Origin of the sequence: Xanthomonas hortorum pv. pelargonii (genome assembly GCF_024499015.1) — a bacterium.
GTDB classification, from domain to species: domain Bacteria; phylum Pseudomonadota; class Gammaproteobacteria; order Xanthomonadales; family Xanthomonadaceae; genus Xanthomonas; species Xanthomonas hortorum_B.
On record NZ_CP098604.1, the window covers coordinates 4587949 to 4613030 of the forward strand.

The window sequence follows — 25082 nt, forward strand, 5'->3', positions numbered from 1 at the left end:
CACAACGATGGCGCAGCCGTTACTCGGTGCGGCATGTGATAAGTGACACTCCGATTCCTCTGCGCCGTCCACATCGGCCTTACGACTGCGCGCTACGTTTTGTGGCCGCTCTTCGTCTATTGGCTCAAGCGTCGCAACGAAACATGGCGAGCAATCAGCGCCCGATCACCAACTCCACTGGCGCATCGGCAGGCAGTGCCACCATCACTGGCGCGCTTTCCACATCGTCGGTCTGGCGCATTGCGTTGCCGCTGCGCGACAGCCGTGCCAGCACCTGCACTTTGTCCAGCGACGCCAGCGTGCGCGTTGGCATCGGGCTGTCGCCATCGTCCAGGGTGATGGTCAACGGCAGCTCGCTCAGCGCGTGTTTTTCCACCGCTACCGGCATCGGGGTCTCTGCGGCACGTGCGATGACGAACACGCTGGTGTCGCCGGGCAAGCCGGCGCGTTTGGCGAACTCGGCATCCAGCGTCACGCGCACCTGGATGCGTTTGCCACTGGTCGTATTTGTAGCAGGCACAGCCGGTGCCTGGATCGGCGCCAGGCTGGCTTCCTGGCGTGCGGCGTTGATCTGTTCAAGCAGGCCGGGGCGGGTAGAGGCATCGACCACAGCGAGCAACGGCGTCCAGGTCTCGCTGGCCTTGGCCGGCTGACCGGCCTGGCGCTGCACCACACCGAGAAACCAGCGTGCGCGTTGATGGTCCGGTTGCACCGCCAACGCATGTTCGAGCAGGCGCATGGCCTGCGGGTCGGGGCGCCCGCTGTCGTCGGCGAGCATGCGCGATTGCGCGGCAGCCACCAGCACGTCCGGCTCATCCGGGCGCAACGCAACCGCGCGCGCAAATGCATCGCGCGCTTGCGCGAATTGCTGTTGGCTGGACAGCGAGCGGCCCAGCAATACCCAGCCTTCGGCCTGATCGGGATTGCGCGCCAGTGCCGCGCGCAGTTGCACGATGGCTTCGTCCAGCGAGCGTGGTGTGGCCGGTCGATTGGCCGGCTGTTCGATCGCGCTCGGCGTGCCGACCAGCCAATACAAGGCCGCGCTCGCCGCCAGCAACAACACCGCGACGCTGGTAGCCAGACCGCGTGTCTGGCGCCACAGCGGCCGCAGCGCCACACCAAAGGCCAGCAATGCCAGTAACACCACCGCAACGACGAAGCCAACCATCACCACTCCTGCTCATCGGCGGGCAAGGCGGGCGCAGCAACGCTGCGTCTGCGCACCACGAACACAACCGCGCCACCGCCCAGCAACAACACCAGCAGCGGGCCGAACCACAGCAACCAGGTGCGCGATTCCACCCGCGGGCGATACAGCACGAACTCGCCGTAACGGGCGACCAGAAACTGGCGGATCTGCCTATCGCTGCGGCCTTCGTGCATCAACGCCAACACTTCGCGGCGCAGGTCCTGGGCGATTTGCGCATTGGAATCGGCCAGCGACTGGTTCTGGCATTGCACGCAACGTAATTCGGCGGTCAACGCGTGGAAGCGTGCTTCTTCTTCGGCCGATGCGTAACGCAGCGGCGCCGGGTCGCCGACCGGCTGGGCCAGGGCCAGCCAGGGCAACAACAGCAGCGTCAGCAGCCAGGCGCGCATCATCGGCTGGTGTGCAGATCCGGTGCGGCGCTGGGCGAGCGTTCGATCTTGCTCAGCGCCGGAATCAGCTGGGTGTCGATGATGGATTGGGTGAGCATGCCGCTGTACTTCCAGCGCACCACGCCGCGCCCGTCGACCAGAAAGGTTTCCGGCGCCGCGGCAATACCGAAGTCGATCGCGGTACGGCCGTCTTTGTCGGCGACCACCAGCAGATACGGGTTGCCCAGTTGTTCGAGCCAGCGCAGCGCATCGGTGCGCTCGTCCTTCCAGTTGTAGCCGATCACGCGCACGCGCTTGGTCAGTGCGAAGCGGCTCAGCACCGGGTGTTCTTCGCGGCAGGCCGGGCACCAGCTGCCCCACACGTTGATGATGTAGGGGGCGCCGCGCAGCTCGCGCGCATGCACCACGATGCTGGGGTCGTGCAGCAGCGGCAGCGCGAAATCCGGCGCAGGCTTGCCGATCAATGCCGAGGGCAGGGCATCGCGATCGTCCTGACCGGAACGCACCACCGCGTAGACCAGCAGCGCTGCAAGCGCGAGCAGCAGCACGATGGCGCCTACCAGGACCGCAGTGGGCAGGCGGGGTGAACGTGACTCAACCATCTTGGATCTCCGAAGAACGACGAAAACGCCGGTCGGCCGCGGTGACCAGGCCACCGAGCGCCATCAGCAGCGCTCCGAGCCAGATCCAGCGGACGAACGGTTTGAGGTGGACGCGCACCGCCCAGGCCTGATTGCCCAGCGGTTCGCCAAGGGCGACATACAGATCGCCGAATGGACCGGGGCGGATCGCCGCCTCGGTCAAGGTCTGCCCGCCGCTGGCGTAGCGGCGTTTTTCCGCATGCAGCATGCCCACCGGCGCATCGTCCTTGAACACCTGCAGGTTGGCACGATCGGAGACGTAATTGGGGCCGCGCAATTCTTCGACGTGATCGAAGTGCAGCGCGTAGCGGCCGATCTGCATCTGCTCACCGGGCGCCAACGCGACCTCGCGTTGCAGGCTCAGCGATTCCACCAGCAGCGCACCGGCCAGGAACACCGCCACGCCCAGATGCGCCAGCACCATGCCGAGCATTTCGGCGGTGAATTTCCGTCCCTTGGCCGCGCGCCGCGTCCACAGGAAGCGCAACGTGCCCAACAGCACCCACACCGCGCCGGCCACACCGATCGCCGCTTTCAGCTGACCCTGCGGGGCGGCGAACCATGCCAGCACGCCTGCGGCAACCGCCAGGCCCGCCCAGGGCGCCAGCATCGCCAACGGGCGCGAGGCCTGTTCGCGCTGCCAGCGGGTCAGCGGGCCGAACGGCAGCAGCGCCACCAGCGGCGCCATCAACACCAAAAACAGCGTGCCGAAGTAGGGCGGGCCCACCGACAACTTGCCCAAGCCCAAGGCGTCGGCCAGCAGCGGATACAGCGTGCCTAGCAGCACCATCGCGCAGGCGCAGGTGAGCAGCAGGTTATTCAACAGCAACAAGGTTTCGCGCGAGCTGCCGGCAAACGCGCGGCGCGGATCGTCCACCATCGACAAGCGCGGCGCGCGAATCGCATACAGCACCAGTGAGCCACCGACCACCGCCAGCAGGAACACCAGAATAAACAGCCCGCGCGAGGGATCGGCCGCGAACGAATGCACGCTGGTCAGCACGCCCGAGCGCACCAAAAACGTACCCAATAGCGACAATGAAAATGCAGCGATCGCCAGCAATAACGTCCAGCTGGCGAAGTTGCCGCGCTTTTCGGTCACCGCCTGCGAATGCAGCAACGCAGTGCCCACCAGCCACGGCATGAAACTGGCGTTTTCCACCGGGTCCCAGAACCACCAGCCACCCCAGCCCAATTCGTAATACGCCCACCAGCTGCCCAGCGCGATGCCGACGGTGAGCATCGACCAGGCCACATTGGTCCACGGCCGCGTCCAGCGCAGCCAGCGTGCATCCATCCGGCCTTCCAGCAGCGCGGCGATGGCGAAGGCGAACGGCACCGCAAAGCCGACGTAGCCGCAATACAGCATCGGCGGATGGATGATCAGGCCTGGGTCCTGGAGCAACGGATTGAGGTCGGCTCCTTCCAGCGGTACCGGAAACAACCGCGCAAACGGATTGGAGGTGAACAGCAAGAACGCCAGGAACCCAATACTCACCAGCGCCATCACCCCGAGCACGCGGGCAATGACATGCGCGGGTAGCTGCCGCGACCACAGCGCCACCGCGCCGGTCCACAGCGCCAGCACCAGCGTCCACAGCAGCAGCGATCCTTCGTGCGCGCCCCACACTGCCGAGTAGCGATACATCACCGGCAACAAACTGTTGGAATTCTCAGCGACGTAGCGCACCGAAAAGTCCTGCACCAGGAAGGCATGCATCAGCAGCGCGAATGCTGCGGCGATCAGGCCCAATTGCACCAGCGCGGCCGGCCGCGCGACCGCCATCCAGCTGCTGTGCCCGCGCTGCGCGCCGGCCAGCGGCAGCGCGGCCTGCACCAACGCCACCAGCAACGCCAGAATCAGCAGGAAGGTGCCGAGCTCAGGCAGCATCGGGCAGGCGCGTTTTTGACGATGAAGCGGTGCAGCGATTGCGCGCGCAATGACGAGGCCTCATCGATGCAGCGTCGGCGTAGCGTTGCGCAGCTACGGCGACGTTGTCAGCCAGGCTGCTTTCGCGCCAGCCACCATCTTGCAGCAACGCCACGGTCGTACCGACATCTGCCATCAACGCAGCCCTCCAGCCTGGTCCGCCGCCGCCGGCACATCGTGCTTGCGATGCGCGCTGCCCATCTTGTCGGCGACTTCCTTCGGCATATAGGTCTCGTCGTGCTTGGCCAGGATATCTTCGGCCACGAATACGCCTTGCTGCATGCGACCGGTCGCCACCACCGCCTGCCCCTCGCGAAACAGGTCCGGCAGGATGCGGTCGTAGCGCACCTGTAACTGCGCATCGCCATCGGTGACGCGGAACTGCGCTTCCAGCGAGCCGGACGCGCGTTTGAACGAGCCTTTTTCCACCATGCCGCCGAGCCGGAAACGCGCATGGTCGCCAGCGTCGCCACGCAGTACTTCCGACGGTGTGTACAGATAGGCCACATTGCGCTGCAGTGCCATCGCCACCAGCGTGGTCGCCAGCCCGCCGGCCAGCACCAGCGCGATCACCAGCCACATCCGGCGGCGCCGTTGCGGGTTCACCGGATCAGCTCCGCATCGGTGGGCACCGCCGCGCGCTTGCGCTCGCGCAGGCGCCGCGCCTGCGCAATCTTCAAGGCGCGGCGCACCTGCCAGCGGCCGGCGATCAGGTCCCACAGCAGTACCAGCACGAACACCGCGTAGGCGGCGATGACGTAGGGCAGGTAGCTCATGCCGCGCCCTCCGGGGCATCGCGCACGATCCAGGCCTTGCCGGCCTCGCGGCGCAGGTTGTCGGCGCGCGCGCGCGTCAGCAGCGAACCGGCGAACCAGAACTTGGTGCCGATCACCATCAGCCACAGCGGCAGCAACATGCTCGCATCGATGGTCGAGGGGCCAAGCAGGCGAATGCTCTGGCCTTGATGCAGCGAGTTCCACCACACCACCGAATAGCGGATCACCGGCAGCAGCGCCACGCCGACAATCGCCAGCAACGCGGCCGCGCGCGCGGCCTGACGTCGATCGTCGATGGCGTGATACAGGCCGATCACGCCCAGATACAGAAACAACAGGATCAATTCGGTGGTCAGGCGCGGGTCCCAATCCCACCAGGCGCCCCACATCGGCTTGCCCCAGATGCTTCCCGTTAGCAAGGTGATCACGGTGAACGCAGCGCCGATCGGCGCGCACGCCATCGCCAGAATTTCGCAGATCTTGATACGCCAGATCAGCGCAATCGCCGCATACACCGCCATCAAGCCGAACACGAACAGGCTCATCCACGCGCTGGGCACATGGATGTAGAGAATGCGGAAGCTGTCGCCTTGCTGGTAATCGGCCGGCACCGCGAACAAGGCCTGCCAGATGCCCAAGCCAAGCAGCACCGCGGCCAGCGCATAGCACCACGGCGCCCAGCGCGCAGTAAAACGGTCAAAGATCGGGGGTGAGGCGAGTTGGTGGAACCAGTGGACGACGACGTTCATACGATGGCAGTAGCCCTTGGAATGGCATTAGCTCTCGAAACAGCAGGGGCGCTTGCAACTGAAATAGCGCTTGCAACTGCAATGGCGCTCGGCGCTGTGCGCCTCATCACCACCGCATCGATCACACACTCAGCTCAGCGAAATGCGGATCGCGGCAGCCGCAGCCAGCGGTGCCAGGACCACGCCAATCACCAAGCCGGCGCCCAACAACAACAACGCACCCACCGCATCCTGTCCTTGTCCACTTGCCGCAACACTGCCGGCACCGAACACCAGCACCGGCACATACAACGGCAACGCCAACAACGCCACGAGAATACCAGAGCGTTTCATCGTCACCGTCAGCGCTGCAACCACGGCGCCGAGCAGACTTAAAAGCGGTGTTCCCAGCGCCAACGATGCCAGCAACACGGGGAGTTGGTCATGTGGCAGGTGCAGCAATTCGCCCAGCAGCGGCGTCACCGCAATCAGCGGCAACGCGCTGGTCGCCCAGTGCAGCAGCACGCGTACCGCGATCAGCCACGCCAACGGCACCGGCGCCAGCAGCCATTGCTCCATCGAGCCGTCTTCCACATCGCTGCGGAACAACGCATCCAGCGACAGTAAGCCGGCCAGCAGTACCGACAACCACAGCACTGCCGGCGCGGCCTGCGCCAGCAGGTCCGGGCGTCCGCCCAGGCCCAGCGCGAACAACACCACGATCAGCAGGGCGAACAGGGCCGGCTGCAGCGCATCGCTGCGACGGCGCCACAGCAATTGCAGATCGCGGCTTAGCAAGGCGCGCGCGGCCTGCCATAGCGAGGGTTGTGGCGAATGCAGGCTCATGCCGCCGCCTCCAGCGTGAGCATGCGTGTGCGCACCGGCGGCGCCGCGTAGGCGCCGTGGGTGGTGACCAGCGCCGCGCCACCGCCGCGCAGATGCGCGGAGATCATCCGGTTGACCAGGGTAATGCCGTCCAGATCCAGGTTGGCGTAGGGCTCGTCCAGCAGCCACAGCGGGGCCGGCGACAGCCACAACCGCGCCAGCGCCAAGCGCTTGCGTTGGCCGGCCGACAATTGCCGCACCAGTGCATCTTCGTAACCGGCCAGGCCGACGATGGCCAGCGCACTGCCGGGCATCTGCTTGGCGCGGCGGCCATGCAATCCGCACAGAAAGTGCAGGTTCTCCAGCGTGCTGAGGTCGGCCTTCAGGCCCGGCAGGTGGCCCAGATAGGCCATGAAGCGGCTGCGGTCGCCGCGCCGCGCGGTCTTGCCGTCGATCAGGATCTGCCCACGCTCCACATGCAGCAAGCCGGCCAGCACCCGCAACAGCGTGGTCTTGCCGGCGCCGTTGTCGCCCTGCACCAGCAAGGCTTCGCCGGCATCGACATGGAAATCCAGCGGGCCGAACACCGGCTCCTCGTTGCGGCTGAAGGCCAGAGCGCGCGCGGCCAGCAGCGGTGGCGCAGTGTGCAGCGGTTCGATCATCGGCGCAGCGGGCTCCCGTCGCAGGACGGCATGGGGAAGGGCCGGGGCATGGCACGCTCCAGACTGGGCGCGCATTGTAGCGACGATGGCCCGGTGCCGGGGGCGCATGGGGCGGCCTGATGTGTCCGGGAACGCTGTTTTGCACCGGCCGGGCGCAACCGCCTGGCGGCTTTGCGTACACTCGCGGTCCCCCCGTTTCTTGTCCGGACCGGCACGATGCCCCTCACGACCAAGCTGCCCAAGGTGGGCACCACCATCTTCACCGTCATGTCGCAGCTGGCGGCCGAGCACGGCGCGGTGAATCTGGGCCAGGGTTTTCCCGATTTCGCGGTGCCGTCGCGGCTGGTCGAAGAGCTCGAGCGCGCCATGCGCGCCGGCCACAACCAGTACCCACCGATGACCGGCGTGGCGGCCTTGCGCCAGGCCATCGCCGGCAAGGCGCAGCGCTGCTATGGCGCGCAGGTCGATGCCGACAGCGAGATCACCGTCACCAGCGGCGCCACCGAAGCGATCTTCAACGCCATCCACGCGGTGGTGCGCGCAGGCGAGGAGGTCATCGTGCTGGACCCGGCCTACGATTGCTACGAGCCGGCGATCGATCTGGCCGGCGCGCGCGCGGTACACGTGGCGCTGGATCCGCAGACCTTCGCGGTCGATTGGCAGGCGCTGCGCGCCGCAATCACGCCGAAGACGCGTCTGCTGATGATCAACTCGCCGCACAACCCGTCCGGAGCGATGCTGTCTGCCGCCGACATGCAGACGCTGACCGAACTGCTGCGCGGCACCGAGATCTTCCTGCTCTCTGACGAGGTCTACGAACACATCGTGTTCGACGGCCGCCGTCACGAGTCGGTGTTGCGTTGGCCGGAGTTGCGCGAGCGCGCATTCGTGATTTCCAGCTTCGGCAAGACCTATCACTGCACCGGCTGGAAGATCGGCTATGCCATCGCACCGCCCGCACTGAGCGCCGAGTTCCGCAAGGTGCACCAGTACAACACCTTCACCAGCTTCGGCCCGGCCCAGCACGCGTTTGCCGCAATGATCCGCGACGAACCCGAACACGACGAGCAACTTGGCGCCTTCTATCAAGCCAAGCGCGACCGTTTCCGCGAGCAGCTGCTGACCACACGTCTGAAACCACTGCCGGTGCCTGGCGGCTATTTCCAGCTGGTGGATTATTCGGCCATTAGCGATCTGCCCGACACCGAGTTCGTGAAGTGGCTGACGGTGGAGAAGGGCGTGGCGGCGATTCCGCTCTCGCCGTTCTATGAAACCGCGCCCGCTGGTCAGCGTCTGGCACGGCTGTGCTTTGCCAAGAACGATGCGACGCTGGATGCGGCGATCGAGCGCTTGCAGAAGCTCTGAGGGGCTGGGAGTCGGGAATGGGGATTCGGGAATCGAAAAGGCGGTTGGTCGCTTTCGATCTGAATCCGCAGAAAGCCTGATGCCATGAAGCCGCACGAAAACTCGCCGTCCGATTCCCGAATCCCGATTCTCCATTCCCGAGCCTCAACCATGCACGACCTCCGCATCTCGCTTGTCCAGGGCGACACCCGCTGGCACGACCCGGCCGGCAATCGCGACTATTACGGCGCGCTGCTGGAGCCGTTGGCCGGGCAGACCGATCTGGTGATCCTGCCGGAGACCTTTACCAGCGGGTTTTCCAACGATGCCATCTTCAAGGCGGAAGGCATGGACGGCCCCACGGTGGCGTGGATCCGCGCGCAGGCCGCGCAGCTGGGTGCAGTCGTCACCGGCAGCGTGCAGGTGCGCACCGAACAGGGCGTGTTCAACCGCCTGCTATGGGCTACCCCGGATGGCGCGCTGCAGTACTACGACAAACGCCATCTGTTCCGCTTCGGCAACGAGCATCTGCGCTATGCCGCCGGGCGCGATCGCCTGACGGTGGAATGGAAGGGCTGGCGGATCAATCCACAGGTCTGCTACGACCTGCGTTTTCCGGTGTTCTGTCGCAATCGCTACGATGTCGAGCGGCCGGGCCAGATGGATTTCGATCTGCAATTGTTCGTGGCCAACTGGCCGTCTGCGCGCGCCTATGCGTGGAAGACGCTGCTGCGCGCGCGTGCGATCGAGAACCTGTGCTTTGTGGCGGCGGTCAACCGCGTCGGCATCGATGGCAATCAGCTGCACTACGCCGGCGATAGCGCAGTGATCGATTTCCTGGGCCAGCCGCAGGTGGAAATTCGCGAGCGGCCGCAAGTGGTCACCACCACCATCAGTGCGTCGGCGCTGGCCGAGCATCGCGCGCGCTTTCCGGCGATGCTGGATGCGGATACTTTTGGGATTAGGGATTAGGGATTAGGGATTCGCAACTGCGGGCATGCTGCTGCCTGCGCCAATGTCGCTTACGCCAATTCCGAATCCCGAATATCCAATCCCGAATCCCGGCTACTCAGCCAGCCGAATTTCATAAAGCTTCGGCCAATGCTTGCCGGTCACGAACAGGCGATCGTGCTTGGCGTCATAGGCGATGCCGTTGAGCACATCGTTGGCCGGATCCGTCAGTGTCTGGTCATCCGGCACCAGTGCCTTCAGATCGATCCAGCCGACCACTTTGCCGCTGGCCGGGTCGATGCGTGCGATGCGCGTGGTCAGCCAGACATTTGCCAACAACTCGCCCTTCACCCATTCCAGCTCGTTGAGGTTGTCCAGTGGCCTGCCGCTGGCGGTGACCTTGATACTGCCGACCTGCTGCAGCGTCTCCGGATCGAGGCGGCGGATGGTGGAGCTGCCATCGCTCATGTATAGGCTGCTGGCATCGCTGGTCAGCGCCCAGCCCTCGCCGGAATACGCAAAACGCGTACGCGGCGTGAGGGTGGCCAGGTCGTAGACAAAGCCCTGCTGATTGCGCCAGGTCAGTTGAATCAGCGTGTCGCGCCAGGCCACGATGCCTTCGCCGAAGTAGGGCGGCGGTGTCGTGGCTTGCTGCAATACGCGGCCGGTGTGCAGCTCGACCTTGCGTACGCTGGAACGGCCAAGTTCCCCGGTGCTTTCGTACAGATACCCGTCCAGATAGAACAGGCCCTCGGTGAACGCGCCGGTGTCGTGCGGATAGGTCTTCACCACGGTGTAGCGCTGGGTCGGAATGGCCTCGCCGGCAATGGCCACAGACGGCAACAGCAGGGCGGTCAGCAGGATGAGGTGAGCGGTACGCAACATGCCGCAATCATCCCATGCGCAAGGCGATTCCTGCAGCAGCGGGCATGCCCGGTGGCAGTGGCAATCATTCGCTGAACGGTCGCCTGTGCGATGCCCGGAGGTTGTCGCGACTGCCACGCCCGCGCTGCTAGGCTCAGCGCCACGTTCATCGACCGGAATGCCCACATGATCAAGTCGCTTTCTCTGTTCGCGCTGCTGGGCGCTGCCGCACTCGCACCGCAGGCCCAGGCTGCAGGCAACATCGACTGCAAACTGTCGTTCAATCTGGAAGGCTGGTCGGTGTTCTACAAGACCGCCAGCGGCACCGGCACCATCACCTGCGACAACGGCGCGGTGATTCCGGTCAAGATTTCCAGCAAGGGCGGTGGCCTGACGGTTGGCAAGTCCAAGATCACCGGCGGCCGCGGCACCTTCAGCGGCGCCTACAGCCTCAATGATCTGCTCGGCACCTACGCAGCTGCCGAAGCGCATGCCGGCATCGTCAAATCCAGCACCGCACAGGTCGTCACCAAGGGCGACATTTCGCTGGCTCTGGCCGGAACGGGCGAGGGCGTGGATCTGGGCGTCAATGTAGGCAACTTCGTGATCGAGCGTCGCAAGTAAGAAGCAGCAGATCGCGCTGAAGACGGCACTGAACAAGCGCATCGGATGGCCGTGCAACACGCACTGCTCGTAACTACGCATACCGACCATCTCGACCGGTCCTTGCCCGCCCACCGTCGCGGGACCTTACGCGGCATGGATGCCGCGTAAGAGCCTACACGGACGTACTTGCGGCGTGTCCTGCGATGGTGGGCGGGCAAGGACCCTGCAGCCAAGCCGCAGATCACTTGTTGGCCGCGCTAAAGCTGCCTCGCGTGCCGGTTCGCTGGTGCGAGCCACAGTTAATATTTTTGCGCTTACTTCGATGTATAGCGTGATTCAAGCAGACATGATCCAAGCGAAAACGAAAAACGGCCCTTCGCAGGGCCGTTTTTTTTATTGCGCGTCTTGTAGCTTAGCGACCGCGATTGCCGCCACCTGGTGGCCGACGGTTGCCGCCACCCGGCGGACGACCACCCGGACCACCTGGGCCACGTGGAGCGCCGCCCGGACCACCGGGACCGCGATTACCGCCCGGTCCACGGTTGCCGCCGGGGCCGCCTGCACGTGCGCCGGTCGGGCGACCCGCTGCCGGACGTGCCGCGCCATACGGGCTGAAACCCGGGTTGGCGTGGTCGGACGGGAAGCTCGGTGCGTTGCCCGGGTGGCCGTACGGATGCTTGCGCTGACCCTGGCCTTGACCCTGCGACTGGCCTTGTCCACCGCCGCCGCCAGCACCGCCACGGCCCCCCTGACCCTGACCTTGGCCGCCTGCACCCGGACGCGCACCGCCCGGACCCTTCTTGGCGTACGGACGTGCCTGGCCGGTGCCGGGACCGCTGGGGCCGGCGTTGCGGTGGCCGCTCGGGCCAGTGCTCACGCCATCGGGCACATACCAGCTGCGGAACGCGGCCGGGTTGCCGTCCGGCAACGCGCGGTCGCCCTTGCCGGGCGCGCGCGGCTTGAACGGGCGCTGCTGCGACTGCCGCGCGGCCGCTTCGCCGCTGACTGTGAGGCCACCCTTGAAACCGCCGGGCTTGCCGCGACCACGGCCGCCACGATCGTCACGCGGGTTATCGAAACGACGCAGCTCGCGGCCTTCATCGGCGCCGGAGGTCTGGCCGTTGACGTAGGCGTTGCTGCGACCATCGCGCGAGACGTGCACGGTGGATTTGGCCGCACGGCGCTGGCCGATCACCGGCTGCAGCGTCAGTGCCGACGGTGCGCCTTCTTCCAGCTTGAGTTCGGCGCGCAGGGCGTCGACCTTTTCCTGCGCCACTTCAACCGACTGCCCACGCAGCAACTCGCGCGGCAGCGAGATCTTGCCGTAGCGGCTGCGCTTGAGGCGGCTGACCTGGCAGCCTTGCGACTCCCACAGGCGGCGCACTTCACGGTTGCGGCCTTCCTTGACCACCACGCGGAACCAGTCGTGCGAGTCGGTACCGCCGATGCGCTCGATCTCGTCGAACTTGGCGCCGCCGTCTTCCAGCAGCACGCCGCGCGACGGGCGCTCGATGATGGCGTCGGAGACCTTGTCTTCGCCTTCCGGCGCGCGCACGCGCACCACGTATTCGCGTTCGACCTCGTAGGAGGGATGCATCATCGCGTTGGCCAGCTCACCGTCGGTGGTCAGCAGCAGCAGGCCGGTGGTGTTGATGTCCAGGCGGCCGATCGCGATCCAGCGCGAGCCTTTCAATGCCGGCAGCGACTCGAACACGGTCGGGCGGCCTTCGGGATCTTCGCGCGTGGTCACTTCGCCTTCGGGCTTGTTGTAGATCAGCACGCGCGAGGGCTCGGTCAGCGCGCTGGCGACGAAACTGCGGCCGTCCAGCTCGATCTTGTCGCCGCTGCGCACCGACATGCCGGTCTGCGCGACGGCGCCATTGACCTTGATCAGGCCATCGGCAATGCGCTGTTCCAGCGCGCGGCGCGACCCCAGGCCGGCCTGGGCCAGCACCTTGTGCAGGCGCTCTTCCAGCTTGGGCGCTTCGGGCGCGCTGTCGCGCTTGAGGGAGAGTTTGTTCAACGACAGCTTGCGGGGGGTGTCACTCATGTGTCTGGCTCCGGCCGACGCGTTGCGGGTCGGCCTCTGGGTCGGAATCGGCTTCGTCAACAGCCACGGTCGTCGTCGCGACGGCGTTGTCTTCGTCTTCGTTCACTGCATCCGCGCGCGTGCCCGGCGCGGTGTCGGGGGCGCCCTCACGGGCGTCGTCTGGGTCCAACGTGTTCTGGTCCTGCGCCGAGGCATGCTCGGAGTGTTGCGGTGTTGCGTCGATCGGGTCTTCGGCGTCGGCGGCGTTGTCTGCATCGCCGGCGTCGTGTGTTTCTTCATCCAATTCGGCATCGGTGCTGTCGCCATCAGAGTCCGCGTCTGCCGCATCGGCATCCGTCTCACCCAGCGCTGCATCCATCGCCGCCGATGCCGGCACTGCGCCATCCAGCTGACCATCACGGTCCAGCGGCAGCTGCGGTTCCAGCTCGGCGATGTCCTTCAACTCAGACAATGGCGGCAGCTCGTCCAATCGCTTGAGCCCGAAGTAGTCCAGAAACCCCTTGGTGGTGCCGAACAGGGCCGGCTTGCCGGGCACGTCGCGGTGACCCACCACGCGGATCCATTCGCGTTCTTCAAGGGCCTGGATGATGTTGCTGCTGACCGCCACGCCGCGCACCTGCTCGATCTCGCCGCGGGTGATCGGTTGGCGGTAGGCGATCAGCGCCAGGGTTTCCAGCGTGGCGCGGGTGTACTTGGTGCGGCGTTCGGTCCACAGCCGGGCAACCCAGCCATGCACGTCGGCCTTGACCTGGAAGCGGAAGCCAGAGGCCACCTCGACCAGTTCCACGCCGCGGTCGGCGCAGCCCTCGCGCAACAGTTCAAGCGCGCGCTCGACGCTGCCGGGCGGCGCCGGCTCTTCTTCGGGAAACAAGCCCTGCAGCTGCGCCAACGTCAGCGGCTGGCTGCTCGCCAACAGGGCGGCCTCGATAATGCGGGTGATCAACGCTTGATCCATTCGGTGATCGGCTTCAGATAGGTTCGTTGGCGGCATCGCTGTCGTCGAATTCGCTGGAGAATTGCAACGGCGCATTGGTATTGCCCAACGCCAGCGACTTCACGTAGATCGGCGCCAGCGGCGCTTCCTGCACGATGTCCAGCAACTGCTCCTTGGCCAATTCGAGCAGCGCCAGAAAGGTGACCAGCACGCCGAGCTTGCCTTCTTCGGCAGTGAACAGCGATTCGAAACGGTAAAACTTGCCATCGTCCAGACGGCTCAGTACATCGCCCATGCGCTGGCGCACACTCAGCGCCTCGCGCTTGATCGCATGGCCGGTGAACAGCTCGGCGCGCTTGAGCACGTCGTACAGCGCCATCAGCATTTCTTTCAGTTCCACCGGCGGCGGCAGCTTGACAGCTGCGCGCTCGGGCAGATGCGCCTGTACCGGCGCACTGTCGCGGCCCATGCGGGGCAGGGTATCCAGATCCTCGGCCGCCTGCTTGAAGCGTTCGTATTCCTGCAACCGGCGTACCAACTCGGCACGCGGGTCGTTTTCTTCGCCTTCCTGGCTGGGCGGGCGCGGTAACAGCATGCGCGATTTGATCTCGGCCAGAATCGCGGCCATCACCAGATATTCGGCCGCCAGTTCGAAGCGCAGCTCCTGCATCACATTGATGTAGTCCACGTACTGCCGGGTGATCTCGGCGACGGGGATATCCAGAATGTCCAGATTCTGGCGGCGGATCAGATACAGCAGCAGATCCAGCGGACCTTCGAAGGCATCCAGGATGACTTCCAGCGCATCCGGCGGAATATACAGATCCTGCGGGATCTGCAGCACCGGTTGCCCATGCACCACCGCCAGCGGCATTTCCTGCTGCTGTGGCGGCGCGCTTGTGGCTGGCGGATTCGCGTCGTGCGCGAGTTCGGAATTCATCAGGTCGACATCGGGTGTTACGGTCGCCGGCCGCGGTCTGAGCCGCGCCTGCAGGGCTTTGCCTTGAGTAATTGCAATCTAATGTCGCGCCTGTGCCGGCACGATCCCACAAATCCACATACGCCAATCCACATGAAAACAGGCGCCACGTGGCATGCGGCGACGGAACAGCGAGGAGGTCGTCTACACGGGCCGGTGGTAGGCAGCGAATCGGTCGTCGAGTGAGGCGTGGGGCCTGGGCCGACGGGCCGCTGTGTCCGGTTGCGTGTGCAGTGGTGCCAAGGGTAATGCGTGCGCGGGGGCGGTGTCCAGCGCTGACACGGCTAGAATCTCCGGCAGTGATCTTCAAGTCTTTGGCGAGGTGGCGTGTGTGGTACGTAATCGAAGGGTATGACCAGGCCGACGCACTGGCCGCGCGGCAGCAGACGCGACCGCCGCATCTGGCACGTTTGCAGGCGCTTGCGGCGTCCGGCCGCTTGCTGGTGGCGGGCCCATGCCCGGCCATCGATGCCGAGGATCCGGGTCCGGCCGGTTTCAGCGGCAGCGTGGTCATTGCCGAATTCGAATCGCTGGAACAGGCGCGCGTCTGGGCCGATGCGGATCCATATGTGGCGGCGGGCGTCTATGTGCGCACCGAGGTCCGCCCGTTCCGGCGGGTGCTGCCATGAGCCGGGTCGAGCGGATCCGCGCCGCATTGCAGTCGGCCCTGGCGCCGAGCGAGCTGGAGGTGGTGGACGACAGCCATCGCCACGCCGGGCATGCCGGCGCGCGCGATGGGCGCGGGCATTTCAATGTGCGCGTGGTCAGTGCCGCGTTCGTTGGAAAGGCGCCGCTGGCGCGCCACCGGGCGGTGTACGCCGCAGTCGGCGAGATGATGCAGACCGATATCCATGCCTTGTCGATCGAGGCGTTTGCGCCTGGTGAGGCCGGGTAACCAGGTCAGCCGTCGTAGGAGCGCACCTGAGCGCGACAGGGGTTATCGGTAAGGCCCGTCGCGCCCAGGTGCGCTCCTACGGGGTCGACTGTCCCCTGACATGGCGGAACAAACTGCCCCAACCGTGATCCACGTTGTGCTTCGCTGGTGGACACGACAGTGCGGGATTGTTGCGACGCAGCACAATCTTTCACCTATTCATCACTTGCAGCTAGTTGATCTGTAAGCGTTTTCATTGATGTGAAGATGGGGGTTTACGCCCTCATATGAAAACGCTTACAGTCCGCGCCAGTTTTGGGAACTCGGTCGCGGAGGGCGACACGAATGGCCAATGGTGCGGTCACCATCAAAGATGTCGCTCGGGAAGCACAGGTCTCCGTCGCAACGGTGTCGCGTGCGCTCAATGGGCACGATAACGTCGCCGGGCCGGTGCGCCAGTTGGTGCAGGAAGTGGCCGCGCGGTTGCGCTACAGCCCGCATGCGGCGGCGCGCAGCCTCAGCAGCCGACGCACACAGACCCTGGGTGTGGTGCTGCCGGATCTGTACGGCGAATTCTTTTCCGAACTGATCCGCGGCATCGATGGTGCGGCGCGCGCCGCCGGCCAGCATCTGCTGGTGTCCAGCTATCACGGCGACCCGGAAGCGCAGGGCAGGGCGTTGCAGTCCATGCGCGGACGCGTGGACGGCTTGCTGGTGCTGTCTCCCTACGCCGAGCAGCCGGGTTTTCTCACCGACAACCTGCCGCAGGCGCTGCCGACGGTGTTGATCAATGCGCATCTGCCCGGTGCCGATTACCCGGTGCTGAGCATCGATGACCATGCCGGCGCTGTGGCGATGACCGAGCATCTGCTGCGCGCCGGCCATCGGCGGATCGCCTTCATCGGCGGGCCGGCGCTCAATTTCGATGCGCGCGAACGCCTGCGCGGGTTCCGCGATGCGATCGCCGCGCATGGCGATCAAGCACAGGGTCTGGAATATCCGGGCGACTTCGACGAGGCCTCCGGTCACCGCGCCGGGCTGGCGATGCTGGCCGACGGCACGTTGCCGGATGCGGTGTTCGCCGCCAACGACATGACCGCGCTGGGCTGCCTGTACGCGTTTGCGCAGGCCGATGTCTCGGTGCCCGGCGATGTGGCCCTGGCGGGTTTCGACGATATTCCGCTGGCCCGTTTCGTCCATCCGGCACTGACCACGATGCGGGTCAGCATCGCGCATCTGGGCGGGCAGGCGATGACCCGGCTGATGCGGCTGGTCGAGCAGACCGGTCACGACGACGGCATTCGCCAGTGGCTGACGCCCGAGCTGGTGATCCGCGCCTCCTGCGGTGCCGGCGAGCCTGGCCTCTGACTCCAGTCGCTGCTGATCCATTCGGTCCTGACCTGCTTGTCTGGCCACTGACCTCTTCGCGGACGTTCTGTCCGCTCCCGCTGCCCCCGCAGCGGTCGTTCCTGCAAGACCGCAACGCCACAACAACACTCTGTACCGATCCCTGGAGGGACCAATGCGCCACCACAACCCTTATTCCGCCAGTCCGGCGCGCAAGCTGCTCAGCTGCGCCCTGGCCAGTTGCCTGCTGCTGGGCGCCGCACCGGCCTTTGCGCAGAGTGCTGCCGCGACCATCCGCGGCCAGGTCACCGTCGACTCCGCACCTGCCACCCAGGCCCAGGTCACCGCCACCAATCTCGCCACCGGCCTGACCCGCAGCGTGCAGGTCAGCAACGGCGGCTATTCGCTCGGCGGCCTGCCGCCGGGTTCGTACCGCCTGGACGTCACCGCCAACGGCCAGACCACCTCGCAGAACGTCACCGTGCAGGTCGGCCAGACCGCCACGTTGAACCTGGGCGTCGGCGGCGAACCTGCCACGGCCGACGGTGGTAACGCCACCACGCTGGATGCGGTGCAGGTGAAGGCTCCGCCCGTGCTGGTGGAAACCCGCACCTCCGAAAACGCCACCTATATTTCCAACGTGCAGATCCAGAACCTGCCGCGTGCCACGCGCAACTTCCTGGAACTGGCCGACACCGTGCCGAACGTACAGTTCACCCGCGATGCCAACGGCACCACCAAGGTGCGCTCGGGCGCCACCTCGGCCGAAGGCACCAACGTCTATATCGACGGCGTGAGCCAGAAGAACTATGTGCTGACCGGCGGCGTCAGCGGCCAGGATTCCAGCCGCGGCAACCCGTTCCCGCAGTCGGCGATCGGCGAGTACAAGGTCATCACCTCCAACTACAAGGCCGAGTTCGACCAGGTCAGCGGCGCGGCCATCGTGGCTTCGTCCAAGTCCGGTACCAACGATTTCCACGGCAGCTTCTTCTGGGACACCAGCAACGACGGCTGGCGCGAAGAGAGCCCGCTGGAAAAGCGTGCCGGTGTGCGCGACGACTTCGAAGAAACCCAGTACGGCGCGACCTTCAGCGGCCCGATCCTCAAGGACAAGGCGCATTTCTTCATCGCCTATGAGGCCAAGGAATACACCACCCCGAACGTGGTGATCCCCGGCTCGATCTATTCCGACCGCATCGACCAACTGCCCACGCAGCTGCAGCCGCTGGTGGCCACCTACAGCACGCCGTTCAAGGAAGACCTGTACTTCGCCAAGATCGACTGGACCATCGGCGAGAACAACCTGTTCGAGCTGAGCGGCAAGTACCGCAAGGAAGACGAGCTCAACGATGTCGGCGGCACCTCGACCCTCGAGCACGGCAGCATCAACGGCCAGGAAGAAAAGCGCGCCAACCTGCGCTGGCAGTACAGCGGTGCAAACTTCCTCAACGAGGCCAACCTCAGCTATGAGAGCGCGTTCTGGAACCAGGCCCCGATCAATAACGGCACCGGCTACGTGCTCAGCTACACGCCCAACCGCGGTAACGAGACCGACGTGCTCGCCGCAGGCGCGGGCAGCAGCTTCCAGCGCAAGGGCCAGAAGGGCTGGACGTTCCAGGACGATTTGACCTTGAACAGCCTGGAATGGCACGGCGCGCACACCGTCAAGATGGGCGTGAAGTTCAAGAGCATCGATCTGAACTCCACCCAGTTCAACCCGGCCAACCCGCAGTACTACTACAACATCCTCAGCGACGTCGAAACGCCGTATCGGGTGCGCTTCGGTGCGCCGCTGGTGGAAGGCGGCGGCTCGGTGGTGTCCAAGAACAAGCAGTACGGCATCTACCTGCAGGACGACTGGGAGGTCAACGAGCACTGGACCCTGAACCTGGGCGTGCGCTACGACTACGAAGAATCCCCGGCGTTTCTGGACTTCGTGACGCCCTCCGACGTCGCCGGTGCGCTGCAGAACTGGCCCAACCTGCAAAACGCCAACTACAACATCAACGACTTCATCAGCACCGGCAACAACCGCAAGGCGTTCAAGAACGCCTGGCAGCCGCGCCTGGGTGCCTCCTACGATCTGTTCGGCGATCAGGCGCATGTGATCTACGGCGGTGCCGGCCGTGCGTACGATCGCAACATCTTCGATTACCTGGCGTTGGAGCAGCTCAACAACTCGTTCAACTCCTATAGCTACTACTTCACCAGTGCCAACAACCCGGCTTGCCTGGGCGACCCGTGCACCGCGTGGGATCCGGCCTACAGCACGCAGGAAGGCCTGAACACCTTGACGGCCAACAGCACCGGCGGCGGCGGTCGCGAGGTCTACCTGATCGACAACAACATCAAGACCCCGTACTCCGACCAATACAGCATCGGCATGCGCAACATGGTGCCGCTGTGGGGCCAGGACTGGTACACCGATGTGACCTTGAGCCGTATCGAAAGTCATGACGGCTTCGCGTTCGTGCGCGGCAACCGTCTGCCGGACGGCTCGTTCTTCCAGCCGGGTACCACTTCCGGCTCGCCGAACGATGGTCCCGATGGCTACAGCGCCATCGTGCTGGGCACCAATGGCGTGGAAACCCGCAACAACCAACTCGCCTTGCAGGTCGAAAAGCCCTATGACGAGGAATCCGGCTGGGGCCTGACCGTGGCCTACACCTTTTCCGATGCCAAGGAAAACCGCCAGTTCGGCGAGCATTACGCACTGGATCGCGAACGCGTGGAAGACTACGGCTGGCGTGAGGCCGGCGGTATCGCCAAGAACCGTCTTGTGGTCACCGGCATCTACGAGCTGCCGTACGAGATCAAGCTGTCCGGCAAGCTGTCGCTGGCCAGCCAGACCGCGCGTTATGGCCAGAATTGCGTGGCCGGCAACGACCAGTGCTACATCGTCCAGTTCAAGCCGGACGGCACGCTGGGCTACAAGGAGTTCAGCATCGCGGCCAATAAAGAATGGGATACCGGTGGCGGTGTCAAATTCAACGTGCGTGCGGATATCCTCAACGTGTTCAATTGGGTGAACTACGCCAACTTCAACGGCGAAACCGGGACACTTGAAGACTTGAACACGGCTTACGGCACACCAACCGGTGTGCTGGCGTCGCCGATGCGTACCTTCCGTCTGGCCTTTGGCCTGAACTGGTGAGGTACTCGACCGCCCTGGCAGTGTCAGGGCGGTCGAACTCGGCGCCTGGATAGGGTAGGTTGGCGTGCGAGATGTAATCGATTACACAAGTGGGGGGCGGATGAACAGGGGCAGGACTTCGCGTTGGTTGACGATTCCACTATTGCTGGGCGCGCTGGTACTGGCGTCATGCAAACAGGCCGAGGAACCCAAGGTGGCCGAAAAGAAGGCGCCGGTAAAAGTCATTCTGGTGGAAGCGCAGTTGCCACCCAAGCCGGTCAAACCGCCGTTGCCGCCGCTGTTTTCGGACATCGAGCGTCGCACCTTCCAGTTTTTCTGGGACACCACCAACGAACTCAACGGACTGGCACCGGATCGGTTTCCGTCGCGCCCGTTCGCCAGTATCGCGTCGGTCGGGTTTGCGCTGACCGCGTATCCGATCGGGATCGAAAATGGGTGGATCAGCCGCAATCAGGCGATCGACCGCACCTTGACCACACTGAAATTCTTCCGCGATGCGCCAATGGGGCCGCAGCGGACCGGTAGGGCCGGGTACAAGGGCTTCTACTACCATTTCCTGGACATGCAGCAGGGCAACCGGTACGACAGCTGGGTCGAGCTGTCGAGCGTGGACACCGCGCTGCTGATGATGGGCGTGTTGTTCACCCAGTCGTATTACGACGGCGAGGACCCGCGCGAAAAAGAAATCCGCCAGATCGCCGACACGCTGTACAAGCGTGTGGACTGGCGCTGGCTGCAGCAGCGTGCACCGCTGATCTCGATGGGCTGGTTCCCCGAGAGCGGCTTCATCGACCACGACTGGATGGGCTACAACGAAGCGATGATGCTGTACATCCTCGCGCTCGGCTCGCCCACCCACGGCGTCGATGCCGAGGCGTGGACCAGCTGGACCCGCACCTACAACAACGACTGGGGCGTCTACCAGGGTCAGGAATACCTGTCCTTCGGCCCGCTGTTCGGTCACCAATACAGCCACGTCTGGATCGATTTCCGCGATATCCAGGACCAGTACATGCGCGAGCGCGGCATCGACTACTTCCTCAACAGCCGCCGCGCCACGCTGGCGCAGCGCGACTACGCCATCGACAATCCGATGAAGTGGAAGGACTACGGCGAGAACGTCTGGGGCCTGACCGCCGGCGACGGCCCGCAGAACACCAGCCAGGAATACCGTGGCGAGCAGCGTCAGTTCCGCCATTACTCCTCGCGCGGCGCCGGCCTGCGCGAGAACTTCGACGACGGCACCATCGTGCCGTCGGCGGCGATCTCCTCCATTGTGTTCGCACCCGAAGTGGTGATTCCGGCGGCCGAAGAAATGCACAAGCGCTACGGCGACTTCCTGTATTCCAGCTACGGCTTTCTGGATTCGTTCAACCCCAGCTTCAATTACGACATCCCGCTCAAGACCGGGCGCATGGTGCCGGACCGCGGCTGGGTGGCCAGCGACTACATCGCCATCGACCAGGGTCCGATCCTGGCAATGATCGCCAACTACCAGAACGAATTCGTCTGGACGGTGATGAAGAAGAACCCCTACATCCGCGCCGGTCTGGAACGCGCCGGCTTCACCGGCGGTTGGCTCACCCCCGAAGGCGAGCCGCAGCCGTTGCCCAAGAAGGACGAGCAGGCAGCCGCTGCCCGCTCGCTGGGCATGGCCGAGTCGCGTGCCGCCGCCGCCCAGGCCCAGCAGGATCCGTCGCAGCGGCAAAACTCCTCGCAACGCCCCAAACCCGAGTAATCCGTGCGCCTTTTGAAATTGTTGATACTGGCCGCCGCCCTGTGTGCAGGTGCGGCGGGATGCAACCGCGCCGACCCGGCCAAGACCACCGTGCGCTTCTGGGCCATGGGCAAGGAGGCCGAGGTGGTCGCCGAGCTGGTGACCGAGTTCGAGAAGCAGAACCCGGACATCCGCGTGGATGTGCAGAACATCCCGATGACGGCAGCGCACGAAAAACTGCTCACCGCCTTCGCTGCGGATGGCTTGCCGGACGTGTGCCAGCTCGGCAACACCTGGCTGCCGGAGTTCGCCTTGCTCGACACGCTGGAACCGATGCAGCCGTACGTGGCGCGCTCCAGGATCGTCGACCCGCAGGATTACTTCCCGGGCGTGTGGGACACCAATCTGGTCGACGGCACCTTGTATGGGGTGCCGTGGTATGTGGACACCCGGCTGCTGTTCTATCGCAGGGATCTGCTGCGCGAAGCCGGCTATAACGAGATGCCCAAGACCTGGGCCGGGATGGAACAGGTGATGGCGGCGATCAAGCGCAAGGTCGGCCCGGACCGCTACGCCATCCTGATGCCGCTCAACGAATTCGAGCAGCAGCTGTCGTTCGCGCTGCAACAGGACGACCGCCTGCTGCGCGACCACGACAACTACGGCAACTTCCGCGGCGAAGGCTTCCGCAAGGCGCTGGGCTTCTACGACAACATGTATCAAAAAGGCTGGGCGCCGAAGGTCTCCGAGACCCAGGTCTCCAATGTCTGGTACGAATTCTTCAACGGCTATTACGCGTTTTATCTGTCCGGCCCGTGGAACGTGCGCGAGTTCAAGCTGCGCCAGCCGCCGGGCATGGAAGGCAAGTGGGGCACCGCGCCGTTGCCGGGTCCGAACGGTCTGGGTGCGGGCATTGCCGGCGGTTCCAGCCTGGTCATCTTCAAGTCGTCCCAGCACAAGGACGCCAGCTGGAAGCTGATCGAATATCTGTCGCAGCCGCAGGTGCAGGCGCGCTTCCACGCCATCATCGGCGACCTGCCGCCGCGGCGCAGCACCTGGAAGTTGCCCTCGCTGGCCAACGACGAACTGGCGCATGCCTTCGGCGACCAGCTGGAGCGGGTCAAGGCCACGCCCAAGGTGCTGGAGTGGGAGCGCATCGTGCAGGAAATGCGTCTGGTGACCGAGCGCGTGGTACGTGGCGGCCAATCGCACGAGGCCGCCGTGCAGGAACTGGATAAACGCGTGGACGAGATTCTGGCCAAGCGCCGCTGGATCTTCGAACAGGAAGGCGGGCATGTCGGTCCGGCGGGTGAATCAGCAACGCCTGCGGTGACGCCTGCCGCAGTGCCGGCCACAGCAGCGGACAAGGAGGCTGCACGATGATGAAGCGCAATTCCGTCGCCGGCTGGGTGTTCGCCGCGCCATCGATCCTGGTGCTGGGCATGTTCTTCGGCGTGCCGGTGTTCGCCGCGCTGGTGCTCAGCGTCACCGACTTCGACCTCTATGCGCTGGCCGACAGCAGCCATCTGCGCTTCGTCGGCCTGGGCAATTACATCGAACTGCTGCAGACGCCGCTGTTCTGGAAATCGTTGTGGAACACCACGTATTTCGTGCTGCTGGGCGTGCCGATGTCGATCGGCGTGTCGCTGGGCGCGGCATTGCTGCTCAACGCCAAGGCCTCGCGCTTCAAGGCGGTGTTCCGCACCGCATTGTTCGCCCCGGTGGTGACCACGCTGGTGGCGGTGGCGGTGATCTGGCGCTATCTGTTCCACATCAAATACGGCCTGGTGAACTTCGGTTTGAGCCATCTGGGCATCGCCCCGATCGACTGGCTGGGCGACCCGCGTTGGGCGATGCCCACCATCATGCTGTTCGCGGTGTGGAAGAACTTCGGCTACAACATGGTGATCTTCCTGGCCGGGCTGCAGGCGATTCCCCAGGATCTGTATGAGGCCGCGCGCATCGACGGTGCCTCGCGCTGGAAGCAGTTCCTGCACATCACCTTGCCGATGCTCGGCCCGGTGCTGATGGTGGTCGGTGTGATCACCATCTCCGGCTACTTCCAGCTATTCGCCGAGCCGTACGTGATGACCCGCGGCGACCCACTGCAGAGCACCGTGAGCGTGCTGTATTTCATGTTCGAGGAAGGCTTCAAGTGGTGGAACCTCGGCCGCGCGTCGGCGGTGGCGTTCCTGCTGTTCCTGATCATCCTGGCGGTGACCACCGTGATGCTGCGCTTCGGCCGCAAGAGAGATTTGATATGAGTCGTGATGTCGGCCAATCGCGCTGGAATGCCGTGCTGATCAACGGTGGCTTGCTGGTGCTGGCGCTGGTCAGCCTGGCGCCGCTGCTGTGGATGCTGTCGGTGTCGTTCATGCCCACCGGCGAGGCCAGCCGCTTCCCGCCGCCGATGCTGCCTTCGGCGTTCACCCTGGCCAATTACCACGAGCTGTTCGCGCGCACCGGCATGGCGCGCAACTTCGCCAACAGCCTGATGGTGTCCGGGCTGATCACGCTCGGCTCGTTGCTGATCAACACCATGGCCGGTTATGCGTTCGCCAAGCTGCAGTTCGTCGGCCGCGAGCGCATCTTCAAGATCCTGATGGCCGCGCTGGTGATCCCCGCGCAGGTGGCGATGCTGCCGTTGTTCCTGCTGATGAAGCAGTTGCATCTGGTCAACAACATCGGCGGGGTGGTGGTGCCGGCGTTGGCGACGGTGTTCGGCATCTTTCTGGTACGCCAGTACGCGCGCAGCATTCCCGATGAGCTGATCGAAGCCGCGCGCATCGATGGCGCCAGCGAGATGCGCATCTTCTTCCAGATCGTGCTGCCGATGCTCAAGCCGGTGCTGGTCACCTTGACCATCTTCACCTTCATGGGCTCGTGGAACGACTTCATGTGGCCGCTGATCGTGCTGACCGACCAGGAGCAATACACCTTGCCGGTGGCGCTGGCGGCACTGTCGCGCGAGCACATCATGGACGTGGAACTGATGATGGCCGGCGCGGTGGTGACGGTGATTCCGGTGCTGCTATTGTTCGTCGCGCTGCAGCGTTACTACATCCAAGGTCTTCTGCTGGGGAGTGTGAAGGGGTGAAGCC

General features: G+C 64.8%; 24 protein-coding genes and 1 other RNA gene. 12 read left to right on the forward strand and 13 right to left on the reverse strand.

Annotated elements, in window-relative coordinates; genetic code table 11:
• Positions 1-33: 33 nt before the first annotated feature.
• Positions 34-107, forward strand: a non-coding RNA gene (locus NDY25_RS19625) — sX9 sRNA.
• Positions 108-154: 47 nt separating this feature from the next.
• On the opposite strand, the gene NDY25_RS19630 is transcribed toward NDY25_RS19625, so the two are convergent.
• The 9 genes from NDY25_RS19630 to ccmA all read right to left on the reverse strand — a co-directional run bounded on the left by NDY25_RS19630 (position 155) and on the right by ccmA (position 7161).
• On the reverse strand, positions 155-1168 hold the full coding sequence (locus tag NDY25_RS19630) for a tetratricopeptide repeat protein (protein ID WP_168957412.1): 1014 nt from the start codon (positions 1166-1168) through the stop codon (positions 155-157).
• Positions 1168-1602 (reverse strand): cytochrome c-type biogenesis protein, encoded by a 435-nt coding sequence (locus tag NDY25_RS19635; protein ID WP_168957413.1) that lies wholly within the window; start codon positions 1600-1602, stop codon positions 1168-1170. The genes NDY25_RS19630 and NDY25_RS19635 overlap by 1 nt, the downstream gene beginning before the upstream one ends.
• Complete coding sequence (locus NDY25_RS19640) at positions 1599-2201, reverse strand: DsbE family thiol:disulfide interchange protein (protein ID WP_168957414.1); 603 nt, start codon at positions 2199-2201, stop codon at positions 1599-1601. Before NDY25_RS19640 ends, NDY25_RS19635 begins: the two co-directional genes overlap by 4 nt.
• A complete protein-coding gene (locus NDY25_RS19645; RefSeq protein ID WP_168957415.1) occupies positions 2194-4131 on the reverse strand; it encodes a heme lyase CcmF/NrfE family subunit in 1938 nt (645 codons plus the stop codon). Before NDY25_RS19645 ends, NDY25_RS19640 begins: the two co-directional genes overlap by 8 nt.
• A gap of 174 nt (positions 4132-4305) precedes the next feature.
• Positions 4306-4776 carry a cytochrome c maturation protein CcmE gene (ccmE, locus tag NDY25_RS19650; protein ID WP_168957416.1) on the reverse strand — a complete coding sequence of 157 codons (471 nt, stop codon included), beginning with the start codon at positions 4774-4776 and terminating at the stop codon, positions 4306-4308.
• Positions 4773-4946: a heme exporter protein CcmD gene (locus tag NDY25_RS19655; RefSeq protein ID WP_023904167.1), complete on the reverse strand. Its 174-nt coding sequence runs from the start codon at positions 4944-4946 to the stop codon at positions 4773-4775. Before NDY25_RS19655 ends, ccmE begins: the two co-directional genes overlap by 4 nt.
• A complete protein-coding gene (gene ccmC, locus NDY25_RS19660) occupies positions 4943-5695 on the reverse strand; it encodes a heme ABC transporter permease CcmC (protein ID WP_168957417.1) in 753 nt (250 codons plus the stop codon). The genes NDY25_RS19655 and ccmC overlap by 4 nt, the downstream gene beginning before the upstream one ends.
• A gap of 129 nt (positions 5696-5824) precedes the next feature.
• The gene (gene ccmB / locus NDY25_RS19665; RefSeq protein WP_006452115.1) at positions 5825-6520 is read right to left on the reverse strand and encodes a heme exporter protein CcmB; all 696 of its coding nucleotides are present in this window, start codon (positions 6518-6520) and stop codon (positions 5825-5827) included.
• Entirely contained in the window at positions 6517-7161 is a 645-nt protein-coding gene (gene ccmA / locus NDY25_RS19670) for a heme ABC exporter ATP-binding protein CcmA (protein WP_006452114.1), read from the reverse strand. Before ccmA ends, ccmB begins: the two co-directional genes overlap by 4 nt.
• Positions 7162-7377: 216 nt before the next feature.
• Here ccmA and NDY25_RS19675 point away from each other — a divergent pair, with 216 nt between their 5' ends.
• Together NDY25_RS19675 and NDY25_RS19680 are read left to right on the forward strand one after the other, a co-directional pair.
• On the forward strand, positions 7378-8526 hold the full coding sequence (locus NDY25_RS19675) for a pyridoxal phosphate-dependent aminotransferase (protein ID WP_168957418.1): 1149 nt from the start codon (positions 7378-7380) through the stop codon (positions 8524-8526).
• A gap of 150 nt (positions 8527-8676) precedes the next feature.
• A complete protein-coding gene (locus NDY25_RS19680; protein ID WP_168957419.1) occupies positions 8677-9477 on the forward strand; it encodes an amidohydrolase in 801 nt (266 codons plus the stop codon).
• Positions 9478-9570: 93 nt separating this feature from the next.
• On the opposite strand, the gene NDY25_RS19685 is transcribed toward NDY25_RS19680, so the two are convergent.
• Positions 9571-10341, reverse strand: coding sequence for a glutaminyl-peptide cyclotransferase (locus NDY25_RS19685; protein ID WP_168957420.1), 771 nt, complete (start codon positions 10339-10341; stop codon positions 9571-9573).
• A 165-nt stretch (positions 10342-10506) separates the two neighbouring features.
• Here NDY25_RS19685 and NDY25_RS19690 point away from each other — a divergent pair, with 165 nt between their 5' ends.
• Positions 10507-10944: a hypothetical protein gene (locus tag NDY25_RS19690; protein WP_006452110.1), complete on the forward strand. Its 438-nt coding sequence runs from the start codon at positions 10507-10509 to the stop codon at positions 10942-10944.
• A 394-nt stretch (positions 10945-11338) separates the two neighbouring features.
• Here NDY25_RS19690 and NDY25_RS19695 read toward each other — a convergent pair whose 3' ends face one another.
• The 3 genes from NDY25_RS19695 to NDY25_RS19705 are packed head-to-tail and all read right to left on the reverse strand — an operon-like array spanning position 11339 to position 14850.
• On the reverse strand, positions 11339-12976 hold the full coding sequence (locus NDY25_RS19695) for a pseudouridine synthase (protein ID WP_256627634.1): 1638 nt from the start codon (positions 12974-12976) through the stop codon (positions 11339-11341).
• Positions 12969-13931, reverse strand: a complete 963-nt coding sequence (gene scpB, locus NDY25_RS19700; protein ID WP_168957422.1) for an SMC-Scp complex subunit ScpB — start codon at positions 13929-13931, stop codon at positions 12969-12971. Before scpB ends, NDY25_RS19695 begins: the two co-directional genes overlap by 8 nt.
• Before the next feature lie 13 nt (positions 13932-13944).
• Positions 13945-14850 (reverse strand): segregation and condensation protein A, encoded by a 906-nt coding sequence (locus NDY25_RS19705; protein ID WP_023904160.1) that lies wholly within the window; start codon positions 14848-14850, stop codon positions 13945-13947.
• A 368-nt stretch (positions 14851-15218) separates the two neighbouring features.
• Between NDY25_RS19705 and NDY25_RS19710 the strand changes: the two genes are divergently transcribed.
• From NDY25_RS19710 to NDY25_RS19745, 8 genes are all read left to right on the forward strand, one after another.
• Positions 15219-15518 carry a YciI family protein gene (locus NDY25_RS19710; RefSeq protein WP_256627635.1) on the forward strand — a complete coding sequence of 100 codons (300 nt, stop codon included), beginning with the start codon at positions 15219-15221 and terminating at the stop codon, positions 15516-15518.
• Positions 15515-15784 carry a BolA family protein gene (locus NDY25_RS19715; protein WP_104550822.1) on the forward strand — a complete coding sequence of 90 codons (270 nt, stop codon included), beginning with the start codon at positions 15515-15517 and terminating at the stop codon, positions 15782-15784. Before NDY25_RS19710 ends, NDY25_RS19715 begins: the two co-directional genes overlap by 4 nt.
• A gap of 324 nt (positions 15785-16108) precedes the next feature.
• The gene (locus NDY25_RS19720) at positions 16109-17131 is read left to right on the forward strand and encodes a LacI family DNA-binding transcriptional regulator (protein ID WP_168957424.1); all 1023 of its coding nucleotides are present in this window, start codon (positions 16109-16111) and stop codon (positions 17129-17131) included.
• 154 nt (positions 17132-17285) lie between these two features.
• Positions 17286-20264, forward strand: coding sequence for a TonB-dependent receptor (locus NDY25_RS19725; RefSeq protein WP_168957425.1), 2979 nt, complete (start codon positions 17286-17288; stop codon positions 20262-20264).
• Positions 20265-20364: 100 nt separating this feature from the next.
• A complete protein-coding gene (locus tag NDY25_RS19730) occupies positions 20365-22002 on the forward strand; it encodes a glucoamylase family protein (RefSeq protein ID WP_168957426.1) in 1638 nt (545 codons plus the stop codon).
• A gap of 3 nt (positions 22003-22005) precedes the next feature.
• Positions 22006-23364: a sugar ABC transporter substrate-binding protein gene (locus tag NDY25_RS19735; RefSeq protein WP_256627636.1), complete on the forward strand. Its 1359-nt coding sequence runs from the start codon at positions 22006-22008 to the stop codon at positions 23362-23364.
• Positions 23361-24245 (forward strand): carbohydrate ABC transporter permease, encoded by an 885-nt coding sequence (locus tag NDY25_RS19740; RefSeq protein ID WP_006451816.1) that lies wholly within the window; start codon positions 23361-23363, stop codon positions 24243-24245. Before NDY25_RS19735 ends, NDY25_RS19740 begins: the two co-directional genes overlap by 4 nt.
• Positions 24242-25078: a carbohydrate ABC transporter permease gene (locus NDY25_RS19745; RefSeq protein ID WP_115040133.1), complete on the forward strand. Its 837-nt coding sequence runs from the start codon at positions 24242-24244 to the stop codon at positions 25076-25078. The genes NDY25_RS19740 and NDY25_RS19745 overlap by 4 nt, the downstream gene beginning before the upstream one ends.
• The last annotated feature ends 4 nt before the right edge of the window (positions 25079-25082 follow it).